Origin of the sequence: Enterobacter sp. ECC-219 (genome assembly GCF_043966805.1) — a bacterium.
In the GTDB taxonomy this organism is placed as follows: domain Bacteria; phylum Pseudomonadota; class Gammaproteobacteria; order Enterobacterales; family Enterobacteriaceae; genus Enterobacter; species Enterobacter cloacae_N.
In genome coordinates, this window is the sequence record NZ_CP143680.1 from 4,838,606 (window position 1) to 4,859,232 (window position 20,627).

At 52.3% G+C, this 20,627-nt stretch carries 15 protein-coding genes and 1 tRNA gene; 8 read left to right on the forward strand and 8 right to left on the reverse strand.

Annotation, left to right across the window (positions count from 1 at the left end):
* Position 1: 1 nt before the first annotated feature.
* The 6 genes from citF to V1603_RS23015 are packed head-to-tail and all read right to left on the reverse strand — an operon-like array spanning position 2 to position 5,990.
* Positions 2–1,519, reverse strand: a complete 1,518-nt coding sequence (citF, locus tag V1603_RS22990) for a citrate lyase subunit alpha (RefSeq protein ID WP_233002880.1) — start codon at positions 1,517–1,519, stop codon at positions 2–4.
* A 10-nt stretch (positions 1,520–1,529) separates the two neighbouring features.
* The gene (gene citE / locus V1603_RS22995; RefSeq protein WP_316379955.1) at positions 1,530–2,405 is read right to left on the reverse strand and encodes a citrate (pro-3S)-lyase subunit beta; all 876 of its coding nucleotides are present in this window, start codon (positions 2,403–2,405) and stop codon (positions 1,530–1,532) included.
* On the reverse strand, positions 2,402–2,695 hold the full coding sequence (gene citD, locus V1603_RS23000; RefSeq protein ID WP_116341984.1) for a citrate lyase acyl carrier protein: 294 nt from the start codon (positions 2,693–2,695) through the stop codon (positions 2,402–2,404). The genes citE and citD overlap by 4 nt, the downstream gene beginning before the upstream one ends.
* A 16-nt stretch (positions 2,696–2,711) precedes the next feature.
* A complete protein-coding gene (gene citC, locus V1603_RS23005; RefSeq protein WP_395313310.1) occupies positions 2,712–3,734 on the reverse strand; it encodes a [citrate (pro-3S)-lyase] ligase in 1,023 nt (340 codons plus the stop codon).
* 13 nt (positions 3,735–3,747) lie between these two features.
* Positions 3,748–4,611 (reverse strand): fumarylacetoacetate hydrolase family protein, encoded by an 864-nt coding sequence (locus tag V1603_RS23010; protein ID WP_116341988.1) that lies wholly within the window; start codon positions 4,609–4,611, stop codon positions 3,748–3,750.
* 17 nt (positions 4,612–4,628) lie between these two features.
* The gene (locus V1603_RS23015) at positions 4,629–5,990 is read right to left on the reverse strand and encodes a 2-hydroxycarboxylate transporter family protein (protein ID WP_395313311.1); all 1,362 of its coding nucleotides are present in this window, start codon (positions 5,988–5,990) and stop codon (positions 4,629–4,631) included.
* A 345-nt stretch (positions 5,991–6,335) separates the two neighbouring features.
* Here V1603_RS23015 and V1603_RS23020 point away from each other — a divergent pair, with 345 nt between their 5' ends.
* On the forward strand, positions 6,336–7,961 hold the full coding sequence (locus V1603_RS23020) for a sensor histidine kinase (protein ID WP_166712333.1): 1,626 nt from the start codon (positions 6,336–6,338) through the stop codon (positions 7,959–7,961).
* Positions 7,951–8,643 carry a response regulator gene (locus V1603_RS23025; protein ID WP_163329660.1) on the forward strand — a complete coding sequence of 231 codons (693 nt, stop codon included), beginning with the start codon at positions 7,951–7,953 and terminating at the stop codon, positions 8,641–8,643. Before V1603_RS23020 ends, V1603_RS23025 begins: the two co-directional genes overlap by 11 nt.
* Before the next feature lie 102 nt (positions 8,644–8,745).
* On the opposite strand, the gene V1603_RS23030 is transcribed toward V1603_RS23025, so the two are convergent.
* Positions 8,746–10,881, reverse strand: coding sequence for an ornithine decarboxylase (locus V1603_RS23030; protein WP_192982661.1), 2,136 nt, complete (start codon positions 10,879–10,881; stop codon positions 8,746–8,748).
* A 181-nt stretch (positions 10,882–11,062) separates the two neighbouring features.
* Here V1603_RS23030 and V1603_RS23035 point away from each other — a divergent pair, with 181 nt between their 5' ends.
* Both V1603_RS23035 and V1603_RS23040 read left to right on the forward strand, forming a co-directional pair.
* A complete protein-coding gene (locus tag V1603_RS23035; RefSeq protein ID WP_116341998.1) occupies positions 11,063–11,776 on the forward strand; it encodes a DUF554 domain-containing protein in 714 nt (237 codons plus the stop codon).
* A gap of 95 nt (positions 11,777–11,871) precedes the next feature.
* Positions 11,872–11,947, forward strand: a tRNA-Phe gene (locus tag V1603_RS23040).
* A gap of 308 nt (positions 11,948–12,255) precedes the next feature.
* On the opposite strand, the gene V1603_RS23045 is transcribed toward V1603_RS23040, so the two are convergent.
* The gene (locus V1603_RS23045; RefSeq protein ID WP_163329662.1) at positions 12,256–12,648 is read right to left on the reverse strand and encodes a hypothetical protein; all 393 of its coding nucleotides are present in this window, start codon (positions 12,646–12,648) and stop codon (positions 12,256–12,258) included.
* 648 nt (positions 12,649–13,296) lie between these two features.
* On the opposite strand from V1603_RS23045, the gene V1603_RS23050 reads away from it, so the two are divergent.
* From V1603_RS23050 to V1603_RS23065, 4 genes are all read left to right on the forward strand, one after another.
* Positions 13,297–13,617 (forward strand): hypothetical protein, encoded by a 321-nt coding sequence (locus V1603_RS23050; protein ID WP_163329663.1) that lies wholly within the window; start codon positions 13,297–13,299, stop codon positions 13,615–13,617.
* A gap of 237 nt (positions 13,618–13,854) precedes the next feature.
* The gene (locus tag V1603_RS23055) at positions 13,855–16,251 is read left to right on the forward strand and encodes an AAA family ATPase (protein ID WP_239508632.1); all 2,397 of its coding nucleotides are present in this window, start codon (positions 13,855–13,857) and stop codon (positions 16,249–16,251) included.
* Between the two features lie 179 nt (positions 16,252–16,430).
* Complete coding sequence (locus V1603_RS23060) at positions 16,431–17,219, forward strand: hypothetical protein (RefSeq protein WP_395313312.1); 789 nt, start codon at positions 16,431–16,433, stop codon at positions 17,217–17,219.
* Positions 17,212–20,484: a DEAD/DEAH box helicase gene (locus V1603_RS23065; RefSeq protein ID WP_395313313.1), complete on the forward strand. Its 3,273-nt coding sequence runs from the start codon at positions 17,212–17,214 to the stop codon at positions 20,482–20,484. The genes V1603_RS23060 and V1603_RS23065 overlap by 8 nt, the downstream gene beginning before the upstream one ends.
* Positions 20,485–20,627 lie beyond the last annotated feature (143 nt).

Genomic DNA, 20,627 nt, shown 5'->3' on the forward strand with positions numbered 1-20,627 from the left:
TTCACTCCTTTACCTGTCGAACAGTGTCGATCACGCTGCCGTCGCGGTAGCGGATCACCCCGACGATTTTGTCGGTAAACTCAATCGGTTTCGGTACGCCGGTCAGGGAAATCGCCCGCTCGTAGAGCGCGCTGATGTCCACAACCTTCAGCCCGGCGTCCAGCAGCCGCTCGCGGATCTCCGGGCGCGCCGGGTTGACCGCAATACCGTGATCGGTGACCAGCACGTCGATGCTCTCACCCGGCGTGAGGCGCGTGGTGACCCGCTTCACGACCGTCGGAATGCGGCTGCGCAGCAGCGGCGCGACGACGATGGTCAGGTTCGCCGCGGCGGCCACGTCGCAGTGCCCGCCGGACGCGCCGCGCATCACGCCGTCGGAGCCGGTGATGACGTTAACGTTGAAATCGACGTCAATTTCGAGGGCGCTGAGGATCACTACGTCGAGCTGGTCGCAGCTTGCCGCCTTGCTGCCGGGGTTGGCGTAGACGTTGGTGGAGATCTCCACGTGGTTCGGGTTACGCGCCAGCGAGGCCGCCGCCTGGCCGTCAAAGCACTGTGTGTCGAGCAGCTTTTCAATGAGCCCCTTCTCGTGCAGATCCACCAGGCTGCCGGTGATGCCGCCGAGTGCAAAGCGCGCCTTCACGCCGCTGCGCTCCATCTTCTCTTCCATAAAGCGGGTGCAGGCGGTCGCCGCCGCGCCGGAGCCGGTCTGCATCGAGAAGCCTGGTTTGAAGTAGCCGGAGTGTTCAATCACGTCCGCCGCATAGCGGGCGATCATCAGCTCGCGCGGGTTGCTGGTGACGCGCGCCGCGCCGACGCTGATTTTCGCCGGGTCGCCCACGCTTTCTACCTGCACGATGTAGTCCACCTGGTCCTGCACCAGGCTGGCAGGCATATTCGGGAACGGCACCAGTTCTTCGGTGAGCAGTACCACCCTGCGGGCAAAGTGCGCGTCCACCATCGCGTAGCCCAGGGACCCGCAGCACGATTTGCCGTGCGTCCCGTTGGCGTTGCCAAACTCATCGCTGCACGGGACGCCGAGAAATGCCACGTCGATATTCAGCTCGCCGTCCTGGAGCAGCTTCACGCGCCCGCCGTGGGAGTGAATCTGCACCGGCTCGTCCATCAGCCCGTGGGAGATGGCGTCCGCCAGCCTGCCGCGCATGCCTGAGGTGTAAATTCGGGTGATGACGCCGCTTTCGATATGTTCGATCAGCGCGTCGTTGCAGGTCATCAGGGAGCTTGAGGCCAGCGTCAGGTTTTTAAAGCCCATTCGCGCCAGCAGCGCCACGACGGTGTTGATCACCCGGTCGCCTTCGCGAAAAGCATGGTGGAAGGAGATGGTCATCCCGTCCTGCAGGCCGCTGCGCTTAACCGCCTCTTCAATGGAGGCGCAAAGCTTGCGGCCGTGCTTCGCGTCGCTGTCCGCCAGCCAGGGCGTAGCGCTGTGGGCAGTATCAAAGGGTTTTAAGTCCCGCAAATGGGGGAAATTCACGTGGAGAAGTTCTGTCTGATTCATTTTCTCATCCTTACCGACGCACGCCGGAGGCCGCCGCGCGCTCCAGCACCACCTGCGCGTGGTTAATAATCGGTGCATCCACCATTTTGCCGTTGAGCGACACCACGCCCAGGCCGTTACGCTCGCCCTCTTCTGCCGCCTCAATCACCCTTTTGGCGTGATCCACCTCTTCCTGCGTCGGGGCATAGGCGTTGTGCAACAGATCAATCTGGCGCGGATTAATCAGCGATTTGCCGTTAAAGCCCATCTTGCGGATCAGATCCACCTCGCGCAGGAACCCGGCCTCGTCGTTAACGTCTGACCACACCACGTCGAAGGCGTCGATGCCCGCGGCGCGGGCGGCGTGCAGCACAGCGCAGCGGGCGTAGAACAGCTCGGTGCCGTCGCCTCGCTCGGTCTGCATGTCCATCACGTAGTCAAAGGCGGCCAGCGCAATGCCGATTAAGCGCGGAGAGCTACGGGCAATCGCCACGGCGTTGATGACGCCAACGGCCGATTCAATCGCCGCCATCACGCGGGTGGAGCCAACCTCGCGGCCGCACTCCCGCTCAATGCGCTCAAGATGGCCTTCCAGCTCGTAGATATCGTCCGGGGTGTCGGTTTTCGGCAGGCGGATCACGTCCACCCCCGCGCGCACGGCGGCCTCCAGATCCAGCAGGCCAAACGGCGTGCTGAGCGGGTTAATGCGCACCACGGTTTCGATATCCTGATACATCGGGTGCTGCAGGGCGTGGAACACCAGCATGCGCGCGGTGTCCTTCTCGCGCAGGGCCACGGCGTCCTCAAGGTCAAACATGATGGAGTCGGGGCGGTAGATAAAGGCGGTGGAGAGCATGGCGGCGTTGGCGCCCGGCAGGAACAGCATGCTGCGGCGGAGTTTGCTCATTTCAGCGCCCCCCAGTTGATGACCTGCTCGTCGGCAGCGCGCATCAGCGCGCTCTGCAGGCGGGCGCGGATCACGCAGTCCAGCGCCCCTTTGTCTTCAATAATGATTAATCCCTGGTGCACGTTCATGGCGCGCAACGTGTCGTTGACCACCTGGCGAATTTGCTCGCCGAACTGCTTAATCACTTCACTGTGGATGACTATCTCCAGCTCGCCGTGAGCGGGAGCGATTTTCACCATCAGGTCGCTGGACTCCTGCGTTCCGGCCAGCGCCTCCCTTACAATTTTCATGATAAATTCCTGGTAGTTAAGCGACTTCCGCACTCGCACGGTAATGCGTTTCGAGATGCGCGAAGGTGGAGTCCGGGACAATCTCCCGGATCCGTGAAAACTGCTGTGTCTTCAGTAAGCGGCGAACTTCAGACGCCGAAATGGCGTTGCCGGTGGCCTTGATGCGCGGCATTTCCACCACGTCGATATGCGAGGCCAGCAGGTCGTGCAGCGTCTGGTTGTACTGGCGGGTGATATCGCAGAACGGCTCCGAGCCGATGAAGCGATGCGTGATGCCGAGCGCCGGGGCGATGAAGTCCCGGAAGATCAGCACGTCGATCTCGCTCCACGCCTGCTGCACTTTGCCAGTCTCCTTCAGGAAGTAGGCCGGGAAGGTGGCTCGGGAGATAATGTACTGCGAGCCTTCATGCACTACCACATTCGGCAGATGCGCCACGCCCGCCCGCACCATCTCGAGGCGCGCGCTGAACGGGAAGAACGAGGCGTCTTCACGCACCACGAACAGATGCAGGGCATCGCACTGCCCCGCCGCCTGCTCCACCAGATGGCGGTGGCCGAGGGTGAACGGATTGGCGTTCATTACTATCGCGCCAATGTTCTCCCCGCACCTGCGCTTCGCGCGCAGGGAACGGCAGTAGCGTTCGATCCCCTGCGGGGTGTTCTCCATCAGCACCGCGTTGTTCCCGCTTTGGGCAATCGCCCAGAAGCCACTGCGGGCAAAGCGCTCCCGGTTGCACGGACGGGTGCAGAGGAAGAGGTGGAAATGGCCGCGCTCCAGCGCCGCATTTTCCACCTCTGCCAGCAGCCGCGCGCTGAGGTTCTCGCCGCGAAGCTGCTCGTTGACCGCCACGCATTTGATGACGTTGGCGGCAAGCCCTGCGCAACCCACCAGCTGCGCGCCAGACCAGGCTTCGACGAACAGCGTGATGTCGTTGTCCAGGCCAAGGCCGCTGTCTGCCAGCAGGTAGCGGATCTGGCTTAAGCGTTCCGGGTGTTTCGCCACAACGGTGTGGCGAAAATCGATGGATCGCGAGTGCATGCTGCCGCCTTAGTTAATGTGCTGCCGCAAGCCCGACGGCTGGCGCTTCCACAATCACGTTGCTCAGATGACCGATATGCTCGATCTCCACCTCAATGCGATCGCCCTCTTTCATAAACAGCGGCGGGTTACGCTTTTTACCCACGCCGCCAGGGGAGCCGGTGATGATCACATCGCCCGGGCTTAAGCGGGTAAAGGTGCTGATGTACTCGATCAGCTCTGCCACCTTGTGGATCATGCTGCTGGTGTTGTCCTCCTGCACCATGCGGCCGTTCAGCCAGGTGCGGATCGCCAGCTGATGCGGATCCGGGATCTCATCCGCCGTCGCCATCCACGGGCCAAACGCGCCGGTCTGACGCCAGTTTTTACCGGCGGTAAACCAGGTGTGCTGCCAGTCGCGGGCGGAGCCGTCCATGTAACAGCTGTAGCCCGCCACGTGGCGCAGGGCGTCGTCGCGGCTGATGTTCTCCCCGCCTTTGCCGATGATCACCGCCAGCTCGCCTTCGTAGTCGAATTCGCTGGAATGGCGCGGCTTCAGCACCGGCTCGTTGTGGCCGGTCTGTGAATCCGGGAAGCGGACAAACAGCGTCGGGGCCGGGTTATGCTGGTCAAACTCCTTGCGCTTGTCGGCGTAGTTCATGCCCACGCAGAGGATCTTTTCCGGCTGCACAATCACCGGTAAGAAGGTGATGGCGCTCAGCGGCACGTCCACCACATCGTTCAGGTAACGGGTGGCCTGCGCCAGCCCGTTGCCCTGCAGCAGCGCCTTGAGGTCGCTGTAGCGGTCGCCCAGACGGCGGCCCAAATCAATCACGCCGTCGGCCTGGACGATGCCGTAGCTGCGTTTTCCCTGGTATAAAAAGCTTGCGAGTTTCATTGTTCTTTCCTGAAAACTTAAACGAGGAAGTTGCCCAGAATCAGCAGTGAGATAGAGACGTTAATCGCCCCGCCGATACGGGTAGCAATCTGGGCGAAGGGCATCAGGCTCATGCGGTTGCCTGCGGTCAGGATCGCCACGTCGCCGGTACCGCCCTGGCCGCTCTGGCAGCAGGAGACGATGGCGACATCAATCGGGTGCATACCAATCTTTTTGCCGACGAAGAAGCCGGTCGCAACCAGCGCGGAGACGGTGCTGACGATCACCAGCAGGTTGCTGACGGTGAACGCCGCCACCAGCTCATGCCACGGGGTGATGGCCACGCCGACGGCGAAGAGGATTGGGTAGGTCACCGAGGTCTGGAAGAATTTGTACACCACCTGAGAGCCTTCCAGCAGGCGCGGAGAGGCGCCGTTGCAGAGCTTCACCAGTACCGCCATAAACAGCATGCCGACCGGGGCTGGCAGGCCAATCAGCTTGTGGCCGAGCATGCCCAGCATGTACAGCAGCACCGCCAGCAGCGCGCCGGAGGCGATGGTGGTGACGTCCGCTTTGCCGGAAAACGCAGGCTGAGAGACGGTGGCATCGGCATTCGCGCGGTTAGGCATCAGCTGGCCTTCGCCGGTCAGGTGCGGGTAGCGCTTACCGAGCTGGTTCAGGCAGCCGGAGATAATGATTGCCGTCAGACCGCCGAGCATGACCATCGGCAGCACGCGGCCGAGCGCCACGCCCTGGTCCATGTGCAGCAGGGTGGCGTAGCCGATGGAGAGCGGAATTGCCCCTTCCCCGACGCCGCCCGCCATGATCGGCAGAATGATAAAGAAGAAGATCTGGAACGGCTCAAGGCCCAGCGCCAGACCCACGCCCATCCCCACCAGCATGCCGACGATCTCGCCACACAGCATCGGGAAGAAGATGCGCAGGAAGCCCTGAATCAGCACCGTGCGGTTCATGCTCATGATGCTGCCGACGATAATGCAGCAGATGTAGAGATAGAGAATGTTGGTGGATTTGTAGAACCTGATGGTGGACTCGACCACCACGTCTGGCAGCAGGCCGTAATAGACCAGCGCGGAAGGGATGAAGGTGGCGCAAATCGCCGCCGCACCGAGCTTGCCGACAATCGGCAGGCGTTTGCCAAACTCGCCGCAGGCAAAGCCGAAGAAGGCCAGCGTTGCCACCATCACCACGATATCGCTCGGCAGTTTTCCGCCCAGGCAGTCGATCGCAATCAGCGCGCCCGCCAGAACGAACAGCGGCAGAGGAATAATCCCAATTTTCCAGGTATCCATAATATGCCACCAGCGCTCCTTGAGCGAAGGCCGCTGAATTTCAATCGGGTCGTGGGTAACAGAGAAGGAATCGTCAGTTGTGCTCATAATAAGCCCCTTAGTTATTTTGTCCGTTCAGCTTAGAGTCACAAAGGCTTACTTTATGTGAGGGATGGCATATTAAAAGCGAAGTTTTAATGGCAGCTATGGTTTTAATGGTTTCTTTTATTTAATGTGATTTATGCCTTATTTATTAGCGTGGTTTTTATGGTTTCTTTTCTGAATTGAACAAGCAAATAACATTTAACTTAGCGGCATGAAGTACATAAGCCTTCAGGATAAATCATTTACAGCCCCTGCTGTGCAAGGGATCACAAGTTTCCCGTAAAGCGGGCATCCGCATGAAAAAAGATGATATATTGGCGATCTTTGCCGCCACCTTGCGTGATAGTTATGAAAGTCTCTTTCCAGATTAAGCTGTTTATTTCGCTGGTTGCCTTTTTCTCAGTGCTTTTTGCGCTGCTGGGCGGATATTATTATGCCGATGTAGGAAAGCAGCTTTATCAGGAAATGAGCGCGCGCGCAAAAATACAGGCGGAAGAGATTGCGCTTATTCCGTCATTGCGCAATGAAGTTGAACAAAAAGATATCAACGCTATCCATGATTTTATGCAGAAAATTGCTGCCCACAGCGACGCCAGCTTTATTGTCATTGGTGATAATACGGGACGGCATCTTTTTCATTCCGTTTTTGCCGACCGGGTGGGCACGACGCTGGTTGGCGGCGACAATGAAGCCGTGCTGCAGGGGAAGAGCACAACAACCATCCGTAAAGGCGGGCTGGGCATTTCGTTGCGCAGTAAAGCCCCCATCTTCAACGACGCCGGGCAGGTGGTTGGCATTGTCTCGGTGGGCTATCTCACCAGCTACCTGGATACCATTACCGTCAGTAAAGTGGTCAATATCCTCATTGCCGCCGTGCTGCTGCTGATCGCTCTCTTTATATTCTCCTGGTTCTTTACCCGCAGCATTAAGAAGCAGATCTTCTCCCTGGAGCCGCGCGAGATCGGTCTGCTGGTGCGCCAGCAGAAGGCGCTGATGGAATCCATCTACGAAGGCGTGATCGCTATTGATAACGAACGGCGGATAGAGGTGATCAACCAGGCGGCGCGCAAGCTGCTGGGCCTGAGCCAGCCGGCGCGCGAGCTGCGCGGGCAGCTGATAAGCCAGGTGATCGATCCGGTCCCGTTCTTCGACACGCAGACGATGCTGGCGAAAGATACCCATGACGAGATTTGCCGCTTTAACGATCTCACGGTCATTGCCAGCCGGGTACACATCATGCTTGAAGGTTCGCTGCAGGGCTGGGTGATCACCTTCCGCGATCGCAACGAGATCGACTCGCTAAGCGCCCAGCTCAGCCAGGTGAAACGCTACGTCGATAACCTGCGCATCATGCGTCATGAGCAGTTAAACCGGATGACCACCCTGTCCGGCCTGCTGCATATGGGCCGCTATGAAGAGGCGATTGGCTACATTCAGGCGCAGTCGGAGCATGCTCAGGAGCTGCTGGACTTTATCTCTTCGCGCTTCAGCTCCCCCACCCTGTGCGGCCTGCTGCTGGGCAAAGCCGCCCGCGCGCGGGAGAAAGGCGTCGAGCTGAGTTTCGACCCGGCCTGTCGGCTGGACAAACCGTTCCTGCCGCTGGGGGAACAAGAGCTGATTTCGATTATTGGCAACCTGCTGGATAACGCCATCGAAGCGACGCAGCGGTCGCCGCTTCCCCATGCACCGGTGGAGGTACTGATAAAACTCAGCGAACAAGAGCTGATTATTGAAGTCGCCGACCAGGGCGTTGGCATTACACCGGCGATCCGTGACCGAATCTTTGAACGCGGCATCACCACCAAAACGCGCGGCGATCACGGGATTGGCCTGTATCTGATCGAAAGCTACGTGACGCAGGCTGGTGGCACAATAGAAGTTGCCGATAACACGCCGCACGGTGCCATTTTCTCACTGTTTATCCCGGCCATGGGAACCGCCCGGCAACTGGAAGATACCGACTATGCAACATGAACTTATCGACGTACTGATTGTTGAAGACGAGAACGAACTGGCACAGCTGCACGCGGAGCTGATAAGCAAACATCCGCGCCTGAGGCTGGTCGGGATTGCCTCGTCGCTGGCCGATGCGCAGGTTCAGCTTGAGAGTAAACAGCCGCAGTTGATGCTGCTTGATAACTATCTGCCGGACGGCAAAGGCATCACCCTTATCAGCAACCCGATGCTGGCCCGCGCCAACTGCTCGGTGATTTTCATCACCGCCGCCAGCGATATGGACACCTGCAGCCAGGCGATTCGCAACGGCGCGTTCGACTATATCCTCAAGCCGGTCTCCTGGAAGCGGCTCAGCCAGTCGCTGGAGCGGTTTGTGCAGTTTGCCGAACAGCAGCGGGTCTGGAAGATTGTCGACCAGCAAAACGTCGATTCTCTGTATCAGCTACAGGCGAAAAACTACCGTCTGGACAACGGCAGCAAAGGCATTGAGGAAAATACGCTGGCGCGGGTGCAGGCGCTGTTTAACGACAAGGCTACCCACTGCTTTTCGGTAGATGAAGTGGTGAGCGAAACGGGGTTAAGTAAAACCACCACCCGACGCTATCTGGAACACTGCGTGGAGGCGGGTTTTCTGACGGTGGAGATGCTGTACGGCAAGATTGGGCACCCGAGGAGGATGTACAAGCGTAGTGCGGTTTGATGATACCCCTCAACCCGGCCCTCTCCCCAGAGGGGAGAGGGTGAAAAGACGGCTCCGTGCCACCCCCTCTCCACTTTGGGGAGAGGGTTAGGGTGAGGGGGCCTACTTCAATACATACCCATACAGCCGCTTGATCCCGTCGGCATCCTTCTCGCTGTACACGCCCTGCAATTCCGGCGAGAAGCCCGGCAGCAGGTTGATGCCCTCCTCCAGCGCCAGGAAGTAACGCTGTACCGCTCCGCCCCAGACCTCACCCGGCACCACGCACAGTACGCCTGGCGGATAGGGCAGCGCCCCTTCAGCAGCAATGCGCCCTGCGGCATCCCGAATGCGAACCAGCTCCACCTCGCCGCGAATATAGGCCCGGTTTGCATCCTGCGGGTTCATTACCACCTCAGGCAGGCTCTCCTTGCGGAACATCGCCTTCTGCAGATCTTTCACGTCAAAGCTGACGTAGAGATCGTGCATCTCCTGGCACAGCTGGCGAAGGGTGTAATCCCGGTAGCGAACCGGGTATTTCTGGAAGATCGTCGGCAGCACGTCCGCCAGCGGCGTGTCGTCTTCAATATGCTGTTCAAACTGGCCCAGCATCGCCACCAGCTGCGCCAGCTTCTCGCTGCTTTCGGCAGGCGTCAGCAGGAACAGGATCGAGTTGAGGTCGCACTTCTCCGGCACGATGCCGTTTTCGCGCAGGTAGTGCGCCAGAATCGTCGCCGGGATCCCGAAATCAGTGTACTCCCCGGTTTCAGCATCAATGCCCGGCGTGGTCAGCAGCAGTTTGCAAGGGTCGACAAAGTACTGCTCGCGGGCATAGCCCTCAAACCCGTGCCATTTGGCCCCCGGCTCGAAGCTGAAGAAGCGAAGCTCGCTGGCGATAGCGTGAGTCGGATGATCCTGCCACGGCCGCCCCGCCACCACCGGCGGGATAAACGGTTTGATCATATGACAGTTGGCAATGATCGCCTTGCGCGCCTCAATGCCCAGCTCGACGCACTCCGCCCACAGCCTGCGTCCACTCTCCCCTTCGTGGATTTTGGCGTTCACGTCGAGCGCAGCGAACAGCGGATAAAACGGGCTGGTGGAGGCATGCAGCATAAAGGCATTGTTCAGCCGCTTGTGCGGGCAGAAGCGCGCCTGGCCGCGAATGTGGTTATCCTTTTTATGGATCTGTGACGTTTGCGAGAACCCGGCCTGCTGTTTGTGCACCGACTGGGTCACGAAAATGCCCGGATCGTTCTCGTTCAGCTCCAGCAAGAGCGGGGACGTTTCCGCCATCATCGGAATAAACTGCTCGTAACCCACCCAGGCGGAATCAAAGAGAATGTAGTCACACAGATGGCCGATCTTGTCGATCACCTGACGAGCGTTGTAGATCGTCCCATCGTAGGTGCCAAGCTGAATGATCGCCAGGCGGAATGGACGCGCCTCGTCGGCCTTCTCCGGCGCAGCCTCGCGGATCAGGTCCCGAAGATACGCGTCATCAAAGCAGTGCTCGTCAATCCCGCCGATAAAGCCAAACGGATTGCGTGCCGCTTCCAGATAAACCGGCGTCGCGCCCGCCTGAATCAGCGCGCCGTGGTGGTTAGACTTATGGTTATTGCGGTCGAACAGCACCAGGTCGCCGCGGGTCAGCAGCGCGTTGGTCACCACCTTGTTGGCCGCCGACGTGCCGTTTAGCACAAAGTAGGTTTTGTCCGCGTTGAACACTTTCGCCGCGAACTTTTGCGCGTGCTTGGCGGAGCCTTCGTGGATCAGCAGATCGCCCAACTTCACATCGGCGTTGCACATGTCGGCACGAAACACGTTCTCACCGAAGAAATCATAGAACTGTCGCCCTGCCGGGTGTTTTTTGAAAAATGCCCCGTGCTGGTGGCCCGGACAGGCGAAGGTGCTGTTGCCCATCTCAACATACTGGCTCAGGGTGTCAAAAAAGGGCGGCAGCAGATCCTCTTCGTAACGGCAGGCAGCACTCTCCAGTTCCAGGAACTCCTGAGCTTTACCCGAGATGATCGCGGTGGCGCCGTCAGGTACGTCCGTTGGCTCCTGCGAAAAAATAAACACCGGTAAATGAAAGCCCGTGCGTTTCAGCAGTGCAAGAATGCCGCTGCGACTCTCAGCTGAAGTAATGACGACGGCCGCCACATCGGTAAAATCGGTGCTGTCCAGCGTCACCTTTTCACGGTGCGTAGAGACGGCGGAGACCAGCTCGCGGCTGACGGCAATTTTCATGGTTTTCATAGGCGCAGTTACCCTCACCGGGCGGTGAGACAGGGAGGAGAAAATTCGCGCAATAATGTCACCTTTTATTTTGAGGTGCAAGAAGGAATCAGTATGCACGAAACCACCCAAAGCTAAGGCCCGCGCAGCCCTGACGTGTCATAATAATGCAATATCAATGAGTAAATAACAGGAGTTAACCGTGGTTATCGGGCCATTTATTAACGCCGGAGCCGTATTGCTGGGCGGCGTACTGGGTGCAGTGTTGAGTCAGCGGCTGCCGGAGCGTATCCGCTCATCCATGCCCTCGATATTCGGCCTGGCATCCTTAGGCATCGGCATCCTTTTAGTGATCAAATGTGCCAACCTGCCCGTCATGGTGCTGGCCACCCTGCTCGGCGCGCTGATTGGCGAGTTTTGCTATCTGGAAAAAGGCATCAATAATGCGGTAGGCAAAGCCAAAAACCTGATAGCCCGACCGGGCAAGGCGAAGCACGGCACGCACGAGTCGTTTATTCAGAACTACGTCGCCATCATTATTCTGTTTTGTGCCAGCGGCACCGGGATTTTCGGTTCGATGCAGGAAGGGATGACGGGCGACCCGAGCATATTGATTGCGAAAGCGTTTCTCGATTTCTTCACCGCCACTATTTTTGCCACCACGCTCGGCATTGCCGTGGCGGCGATTTGCGTCCCGATGCTGCTGATCCAGCTGGCGCTTGCCACCTGCGCCACCTTGATTCTCCCGCTGACCACGCCGGCGATGATGGCGGACTTCACCGCCGTCGGCGGCCTGCTGCTGCTGGCTACCGGGTTGCGCATCTGCGGGATCAAGATGTTTGCCGTGGTGAATATGCTGCCCGCATTGCTGCTCGCCATGCCGCTCTCTGCGCTCTGGACGCACTTTTTCGCTTAAGAGTGCGGCGAAATGGCGAGAGATTGCGCAGTCTGTAACGAAAACAATATTTTTCGTTGACGGCAACGGGCAGATCGGGTTTAATGCGCCCCGTTGCCCGGATAGCTCAGTCGGTAGAGCAGGGGATTGAAAATCCCCGTGTCCTTGGTTCGATTCCGAGTCCGGGCACCACTATTTAAAGAACCCGCCCAAAAGGCGGGTTTTTGCTTTTTTGGCATTCTGGGTGATTTCCGGGCGTGTTAAACACTGATGTCACTGCCCTGCTTCTTCCACCCAGCCTGAGCATTTCCCTTAAGCGATTACTGAACCCTCTGCTCGTTGTGCCCTTGCCTGACAGATTTACAATTTCCTATAGACACTATTTCCATCATGTTTACTTGACTGAGGGAGCCGCCACCGCAGGGCAGCATCCTGTCTTTGTCCGCTCCAGAGAATGACCGTTTTTTCTTCTGATATGCAAACAGCCTCATCTGGAATCATTACCGTACCCCTCTCTCCCGAAGCAAAGTATTTATTTCCTTCAGTGTATTCAACTGCCTCACTTCAAATTCAGTAGGTTTATCAGCGTTTGCTAGATTCATCAGCCCAACAACAACACCTGCTCCACCAATCAGTGAGTTTATTAACTCCATTTTGCCCGTGATGAAATACCAACCTGCCGCAATGAGTAACAGCACAGCACAAAAAGCAAAAACCCATAATACTCCAATAAATCTTTGATTTCTTTCTTTTTTAACCAAAGCCCATCGATGTACTTCCTCCTGTAGCAATTCTTCATTATCGCAGTGGATCAATAGTTTGAACTGATTATTATTTGAGTTGTCAATGATATTCACATCACCAACTATGTTGCCAGATTTAAAATCTCTCATTATTTACCCTTTAAATTTTCAAGAAAATTGCACCATGGCCCAGACAAGCAAGGTGCAACAGGCCTTATCGAATTAATGAGGAATAAAGAACACACTACCCTTATCATCACTCTTCAGTAGTGATCAACAGGCGCGGAATTTCTTGCCGTGTCTGTCTTCAATTTCCAGTATCACCTGCCCTTGTTTAGTCTGAAGATAAGGCCACTGCTATGAGGCAATAGCTCGATTTCTGGTGCCTTCTTCAGGCGATGAGCCTGTTTCTCAGCACCGCCCAGTTTTCTAGCCACGAATTGCCCAGAATAGTATACCAACAGGCTCCTTTTACACCTTCACTTGAGTTAGTTCCATCAAGGCATTCCAACGAATCCACCATCACGCCCTGAGAACGTCGGTCTAGAGTGAGACTGGTTCCATCAGCTCAATCTTGAGTATAATCAGTAACCTGAAATGTTCTTTCTGTCAGCCACTAAATGTAAGGACTGACCTGCGACCAGATTGCCATACTGCACCAACAAATTTATCGAGATGGAAACAAGGAATCGTGTCATTTTCGAGCGTTTAAACACAGTTCTACCATTGTGATAACCCTAAGATAGGTATCGTATTTTAAGGAGTTTTATTTTTAATTGACTACGTAAGGAAAGGGTTATGCACAACCATCATGATGTGTTCATAGACGCTATACATACCAAAAAGATACTAAGAATACGCTTCTACTCTGAAGACGATGGGCGTTACATTGAAAGAGTATGTGCACCAATGGATCACGCTGCCGGAACTAGAATCAAAGACGGGATCCCACGATATTGGGTATGGGATTTTGAGAGCGATAAAACTAATCACTCCCTCCCTTTAAGGGAAGAACGTATCGAGTACATGATTGATACAGGCGATCATTTTGAACCTAGTTCCTTTGTTTCATGGCGTCCAGCATGGGTAATTGATAGGGATTGGGGCCAGTACAGCTGAGTTCTATTGGCTGCATCAGGGTTATCTTTGCAGCCGCCATTTAGCAGCTTTATACCCTAACTCTGTCGATGAACGTTAGAAAGGGATCTTTAGATGGGTGTTGAATTCCGCTTCATATAAGAATTCCTTTCTTATATCAATAACCTATTCACTCCGTCCTTAAGCACAGAGTAAACTAGCTAACGATCTATTTCACTTGCAAATCGGCAGCCAATAGCCAGCGCTAAGGGAGTGTTCATGTTCAGTCAGGTTGACATCGATAGTTTCGGTAGTTTTGCGGGCCTCAGTTGGAAAAAGAGCCTTAAGGATGCAGGTAACAACGTCCAGAATTTCAAGAGGCTGAACATCCTCTACGGACGGAACTACTCTGGTAAAACTACACTCTCGCGGATTTTCCGCGCTTTGGAAACGGGGCGCATTCCACATAACTACGTGGACCCAAATTTCACTATTCGTGGTGACAAAGGCGATGTGACACAGGTAGGCCTTGCCGGTCATGGCTACGATGTTCGGGTCTACAACCGGGATTTTTTGAGCGATAACCTAAGCTTCTTGGTCAATCAAACCGACGGAGAGATCAAAACGTTTGCTATTGTTGGTGAAAAGAATAAAGAAATCGAAGATGCCATTACCGCCATCCAAACTAAGCTAGGCAGTGTTGAATCGAAGGCGGGCCTACGGCATGAACTTGAAGCTAAAAAGAAAGAGCGAGATCGAACGAAAAGCAATTATAAAACTGCGTCTGATGATCTAGAGGGCAAACTTCGTTCTCATGCCAACAATAAGATTAAACAGAACCGTATCTACGGCCCTGCTGTCTACAACATAGAAAGCATCAAAAAAGACATTGGCTCAGTCAAAAAACCTAGCTTCATAGCTCTGACAACCGAAGAACAAGCTGCCAAGGTCAATCTATTGAAGCAAGAGGCCTTACCTGATATTACCGCTACCGTATCGATAAACCTCAACATCGAATCAATAAGCAAGATAGCAGAAGAACTCCTTTCAAGATTGATTAAGCCAACCCTGCCAATTCAGGAGTTGTTGAATGAGACGGCTCTTCAGATGTGGGTGAAGGAAGGCATACCGTTACATAAAGATAAGCGGGACACTTGCGCATTCTGCCGTCAGAACCTTCCTCATGACCTCTGGCAGGTATTAGACTCACACTTCAGTAAGGAATCCTCGGATCTGGAGTCGTGTATCGATTCATGCCTGACCTCCATCACCACCGAAATCCAAGCCATTCCTAGCCTCTTGACTTTGACTGGCGATAAATTCTACGCAGAAGAAAAAATATTATTTGAAACCAGCAAGATAATACTTACTGATCATCTGAAAGGCTACATGCAGGATCTCAAAGCTCTGAAGGCTGCGTTGAATAAAAGAAAGAGCGCCATTTTTCAACAGGTTGCCAAACCTGTCTACATTCATGATTCGACTGCAATTCAGCAATGCGTGGGCGACATCAATGATCTGATCGCCAAAAACAATGGCCGCACAATTTCGCTAGAGAGCGATAAAAACGCTGCACGAGAATCTCTACGGCTTACCGATGTGTCGTCTTTTATCGTAGACATCACCTACGACGCTGAATTAGCCCGTATTGCCAGCCTCAAAACAGATGCTGACACTGCCAACACTGCATTTACCGAGGCTGAAGCCGAAATTCTCAAACAAGAAACCGAAGTGACCCGTCTACAGGGTCAGCAAAAGGATGAACGCAAGGGCGCGGAGCGAGTGAATGACTTGCTCAGTCACTTCTTTGGTCATGACGGCATCAAGCTTGAAGCCAAAGACAATGTTGAGAATACTTCGGTTAAGTTTGAAGTGACCAGAGATGGCAAATCTGCCTACAACTTGAGCGAAGGCGAATGCAGTCTGATTGCTTTCTGCTACTTCATAGCCAAGCTGGAAGAGCCAGACAGCAAAGGCAAGGATCTGATCATTTATATAGATGACCCAATATCCAGCCTAGACGGGAATCACATCTTCTTCATGTTCAGCTTGATTGAAAGCCTGATTGCGAAACCCATCAAGAATGCGGATGGAACAAATAGCTATCGCTACAGGCAGCTTTTTATATCCACTCACAACCTAGATTTCTTGAAGTATCTAAAGAAAATATCATTTCCTAATGAGAAGAGTCACGGTGGATGCCAACATTTCATCGTGGAGAGAAACGGAGGGGCAAGCCAGATTTCCCTGATGCCTTCGTATCTGCGAGACTACATTACAGAATTCAACTACCTGTTTCATCAGATCTACAAGTGCCGTAATCAAGCTGGAGCGAATGAATCTCATGAACCATTTTATGGATTTGGTAACAACCTCCGTAAGTTCCTTGAGGCATTTTTATTCTTTAAGTTCCCGCACCAAGATGACAAGAACGATGCCTTTGAACGGATCAAGAAATTCTTTGGCGATGAGGATGCGACTGCTATAGCTCTCGTGAATAGACTTAACAACGAGTTTTCACATCTCGAATCGATCCCTGATCGTGGATTCAGACCTGTGGAGATTCCAGAAATTTCCAAGGTGGCTAACTACGTATTGGACAAGATTTATGAAGCCGATCCGCATCAATACAATGCGCTGTTGAAGAGCATAGGCGAACCACCAAGAGCACAATAGGAAAAGAGGCGTTAAGCGGTTTTGTTGCTGCTCGCGAAGCGCTATTCAGATCTGGGAATGTGCCTCTCAAGTAAAGTGGAGGAGCACAGACTGATGTATGAACATCAAGGTTTCAAAAATGTGTGGAACTAAAACGGGTACGCTCGCAATTATAGTAAACACTTAGACGATAAAAAATTATGCCAATTTTACTTTCAGACGTTGTAGAAAAAGACTCTTGGTTTGGAGCAACCTGGACAATTGACAATGAAGATGAACTGGCTAACTTGATAGCTCGGGTAGCAATTGGACAGTCACGGATTGTAGAACGTATTTTGGGCGAAATTGATACTCTACCTATTGGTTTTCCGAAAGGAGGTTTTAAGGGGGCCAGAGATTTACTTTCTGTTAAGCCAGGAAATGATACATATCATCGTGACGGATGGGTGTTTCAAGTCATCTCATGGATTGCCGCACATTTATCATATAAAGATGCAAAGATCCGCGCACCTCAAATGATAAAAGCAGACAAAGGTTTAGATGGTCTACTCATTGAGCTTAATGATAACAAGCTTGCTCAAGTAGTAATATGTGAAGATAAAGCGACTGAAAATCCTCGTCAAAAAATTCAGTCCGCAGTTTGGCCGGAATTTGAGGATTTTGAAACTGGAGCAAGAGATAATGAACTCATAGCTTCTGTCACATCACTACTTGAGCGGTCGAATTTTCAGGATCCTGATAGCATAGTAGCCAGTATACTCTGGCAAGACAAACGTGCTTATAGGGTTGCAATTACAGTCGGCAAAACACACTCAACCGCAGCAGGGCGAAAACGTTTGTTTGAGCACTATGATGAAAAGGTCCAAGGCGATATTGTTAGGCGGCGTGCCGACACTTTGTACTTAGCAGACGTGAGGAGTTGGATTGCTTCAATTTCGGATAAAGCTATAGTCGCTATTGATGCGGCGGAGGCAGAAAGCAATGTATGATCCAATCACGTCTTCACTCATTCAATCTACTCCAGAACTCCCGGGATTAGAACGCGATAAACTTCCTGAGAAACTATCTCGATCATTCGCTGAAATCGTCTCAGCAAGGGTCCTACTAAGAGATAGCGCTGAAAAACCTAAGGAAATCCTCAAGATCCTAGACTTCGCTCGGCGGCTTGCTAGAACTAACGAAACCTTGGTTTCAATTGAACCAGAGCGGGAAGATAGAATCGCAGCCAGTTTCGTTGCTGCCACTGCATATCAACTAATTCATCAGATAAATAACCTACATGAAAAAGAGAAAATTAAGGCATTTATTGGCCCAGAAGGCATAAGCTCCGAAATATCAGCAATGTTGCTTTTCCTAATCGCAGACTCAACCGCCGATGCTTCAGAAGTTGCACAATCAATTCAGCTACCAATAAACGAACCACTTCAGATTGAATTAATTGAGCATTTAATTATGCTAGCCAAGGGCCAAGTTGGAAATATAGTAAAACGTAAACTCCCATCACCAAAAAAAATGGTACTTGGTAGTGGCTTTGAGCGTGCAAATGCGGCTTTATATTATCGCATTTTACGTGGTGTGCGCGCGCTTGCATTTGCTTTACAAGGGCGCTCTATTTCTGGCTTTGCTGATCCTATATCCGTTTTCTCTGAAGTAAAAACTTTAGCTTCGCCAGGAACTGAAGTAAATTTCGCCGATTTTCATCATGAATCACTTGTTGTTTTTCCGGGGCCATATCAACTAGCTAGCCTACTTGTAGCCACAGGTGCTGCGCTGCTTGATGGAGCTGTCATAAGTCTTGCCCCCCCAACTGGAGTGGCCGAGGAATCGTGGCGTAATGCCATGAAGTCTGTGGCAGAAACGCGTCCTTACCTTTGGCGTAATCACAAAGATGCAGTGAACCAAGGGTATCTTAATAATGGAATATCTTCAGCGATCGCCTTCCCAACTGGAGCAGGAAAATCAACAACAGCTCAACTTAAAATTCATTCAACCTTACTGTCCGGCCATAAAGCTGTCTTTTTAGCCCCAACTCATGCCCTCGTGGATCAAACTACTAGAGATTTACGTAAGGCATTTCCGCGCTCAAGTGTGCAAGGTGAACGTGCTGATGAATTTCTTTTTTTAGAAGGAAAAGAACATTTACCTGATATCATGGTCATGACACCAGAAGCTTGTTTACTCTTGACCCATATGGAACCTGATCAATTTAGCAATGTAGGTTTATTAATCTTTGATGAATGCCATTTGATGCATCCCAAAACTTATGGGGATCGCCGCGCTATTGATGCAATGCTTTGTATTATTGGTTTTGTTCGAGTTGCTCCGGAAGCTGATATTGTACTTTTGTCAGCAATGATGAAAAATTCCGAAGAAATAAGCAAATGGCTCGCTAATTTGACCCAACGGAAAGCACTTTCATTGGATAATGCATGGAAACCTACACGTCAATTGCGGGGATGCATTGTTTATGATATTGAACGTTTGAGAACTCTTGAGAGCACACTCAGGAAAGAAAGAATCAAGAAGCCAACAGGTGGCATACCTGCAGAAGTGAGCCGAAAATTAAGTGCGCTCCCAGCGGCTTTCTTCAGTGTAAAACAAACTTGGGCATCAAAGGTTCGACGAGATTATGCTTTGGTGCCATTTTCAAGAGAGGCATTATTGCTAGCAACGAATCCGAGATGGGGACTGACACCAAACTCCGGAGTTGTAGCATCCTCTATAGCGGCATCCGCTGTTAAAGCAGGACTTAGAACATTAATATTTTCCCAATCAATTCCAAATGCAGTATCAATTGCTGAAAAAGCAGCAAAAAAACTTGATGTCTGCGACGTTATTTTGACGGAGTCAGAGAAGCGACTTTACAATATAGCTGTCGATGAAATGGGAGGGCCAGAGCAACTCTACATAACTATAAAAAATGAGAAGTTATCCGTTCGAGCAACATGTCATCATGGACAACTATTGCCTGAAGAACGACACCTTGCTGAATCCTTATATAAAAGAGACGGAGCACTATCAATACTAGCTGCAACTCCAACACTTGGACAAGGGATGAATTTACCCGCAGATTTCGTCATAATTGCAGAGGATAGCCAATTCAACACTAATTCTGGTCGCAGGGATATTCTTAAACCTGAAGAGCTTTTAAATGCTGCAGGCCGCGCAGGTCGTGCAGGAGAAAGCGCAACGGGTATTGTTCTTATTATTCCGGGAAAGGTCGTAGGAGTTAATGATGCAGAAAATAAAATAGGCAATCGCTGGACTAGTCTACGTAACATCTTTGGTCAGTCCGATCAATGTCTTATCATTGACGATCCACTTACTGCGTTAATGGATCGTATACATTCTCAGACTGATGAAATTGGAGATCTAGAGAGATATGTTGTCGCTCGTTTAGCTGATACGAAACAGGACGATAGCGAACAACAAGAAGTTCGTCATGGACTTGCTCGCAGCTTTGCAGCCTTTCGTAAACAGCAGGCAGGCGAGGAAGAGTGGATCAGGAGCCGAACAACAGCAGCTCTTGAGATTATGAAAAACAATGACAAAAATGCTATTGAATCGCAGCCTCTGCGTGACTTGACTTCAATATTAGGTATCCCAGAAGATATTCTACTAGATCTCACCAATGCTCTCATTAAAATAGGATTTAATTCATTTAATAGTGTTATTGAATTGCTGGATTGGATGTTTAATTGGTTACAGAGAAATCCTACCTACATGCTCCGGCTATGGAAGATTGAAAATATTGAGTATCTTTTCGGAACTGATTTTAAAGAACTGAAAGATGATAAGCAACGGGCCAATTATGCGCTCCCGCGGATCCAAGCGGCATTAGTTAAATGGATGAATGGAGCTACTCTTAAGGATATCCAAACTGAGTTATCTTTGAAAAAACGTGACCTGAAGCATAGTACAAGTGCAAGAAAGTTTGTTATTCGCTTAGTCCCTGATATAGCACATTTGTTGAGTGCACCGCTTCAGATTCTGCTCCGGACCATTAAAAATAAAGAGGCAGCAACGGCCGAAATTAATCCAGTGCTACTTTACTCAAATCGTTCCATCAGACAAGGTTTTGCAAGCGCCGAGATGACTGTTTATTCTGCTCTAAACAGTTCAGAGCGATGGTCCAGACGGGAGACACATAAAGCATTTTCAAAAATTGTTCCATATCTTAGTAAAGCCAATGTCAATGAAAATAAAGCAGATCTGGAAACTCGTATACTAAACGCCACTAGACGTATAACTTAAACAATATGACTCATGACCAGAACGACACGAGTTTTGAAAATCCCCGTGTCCTTGGTTCGATTCCGAGTCCGGCACCAAATTCATATCAACGGACCTCCACGGAGGTCCGTTTTTGCATTCTTAGCCCGCCAAAATCATCGCCT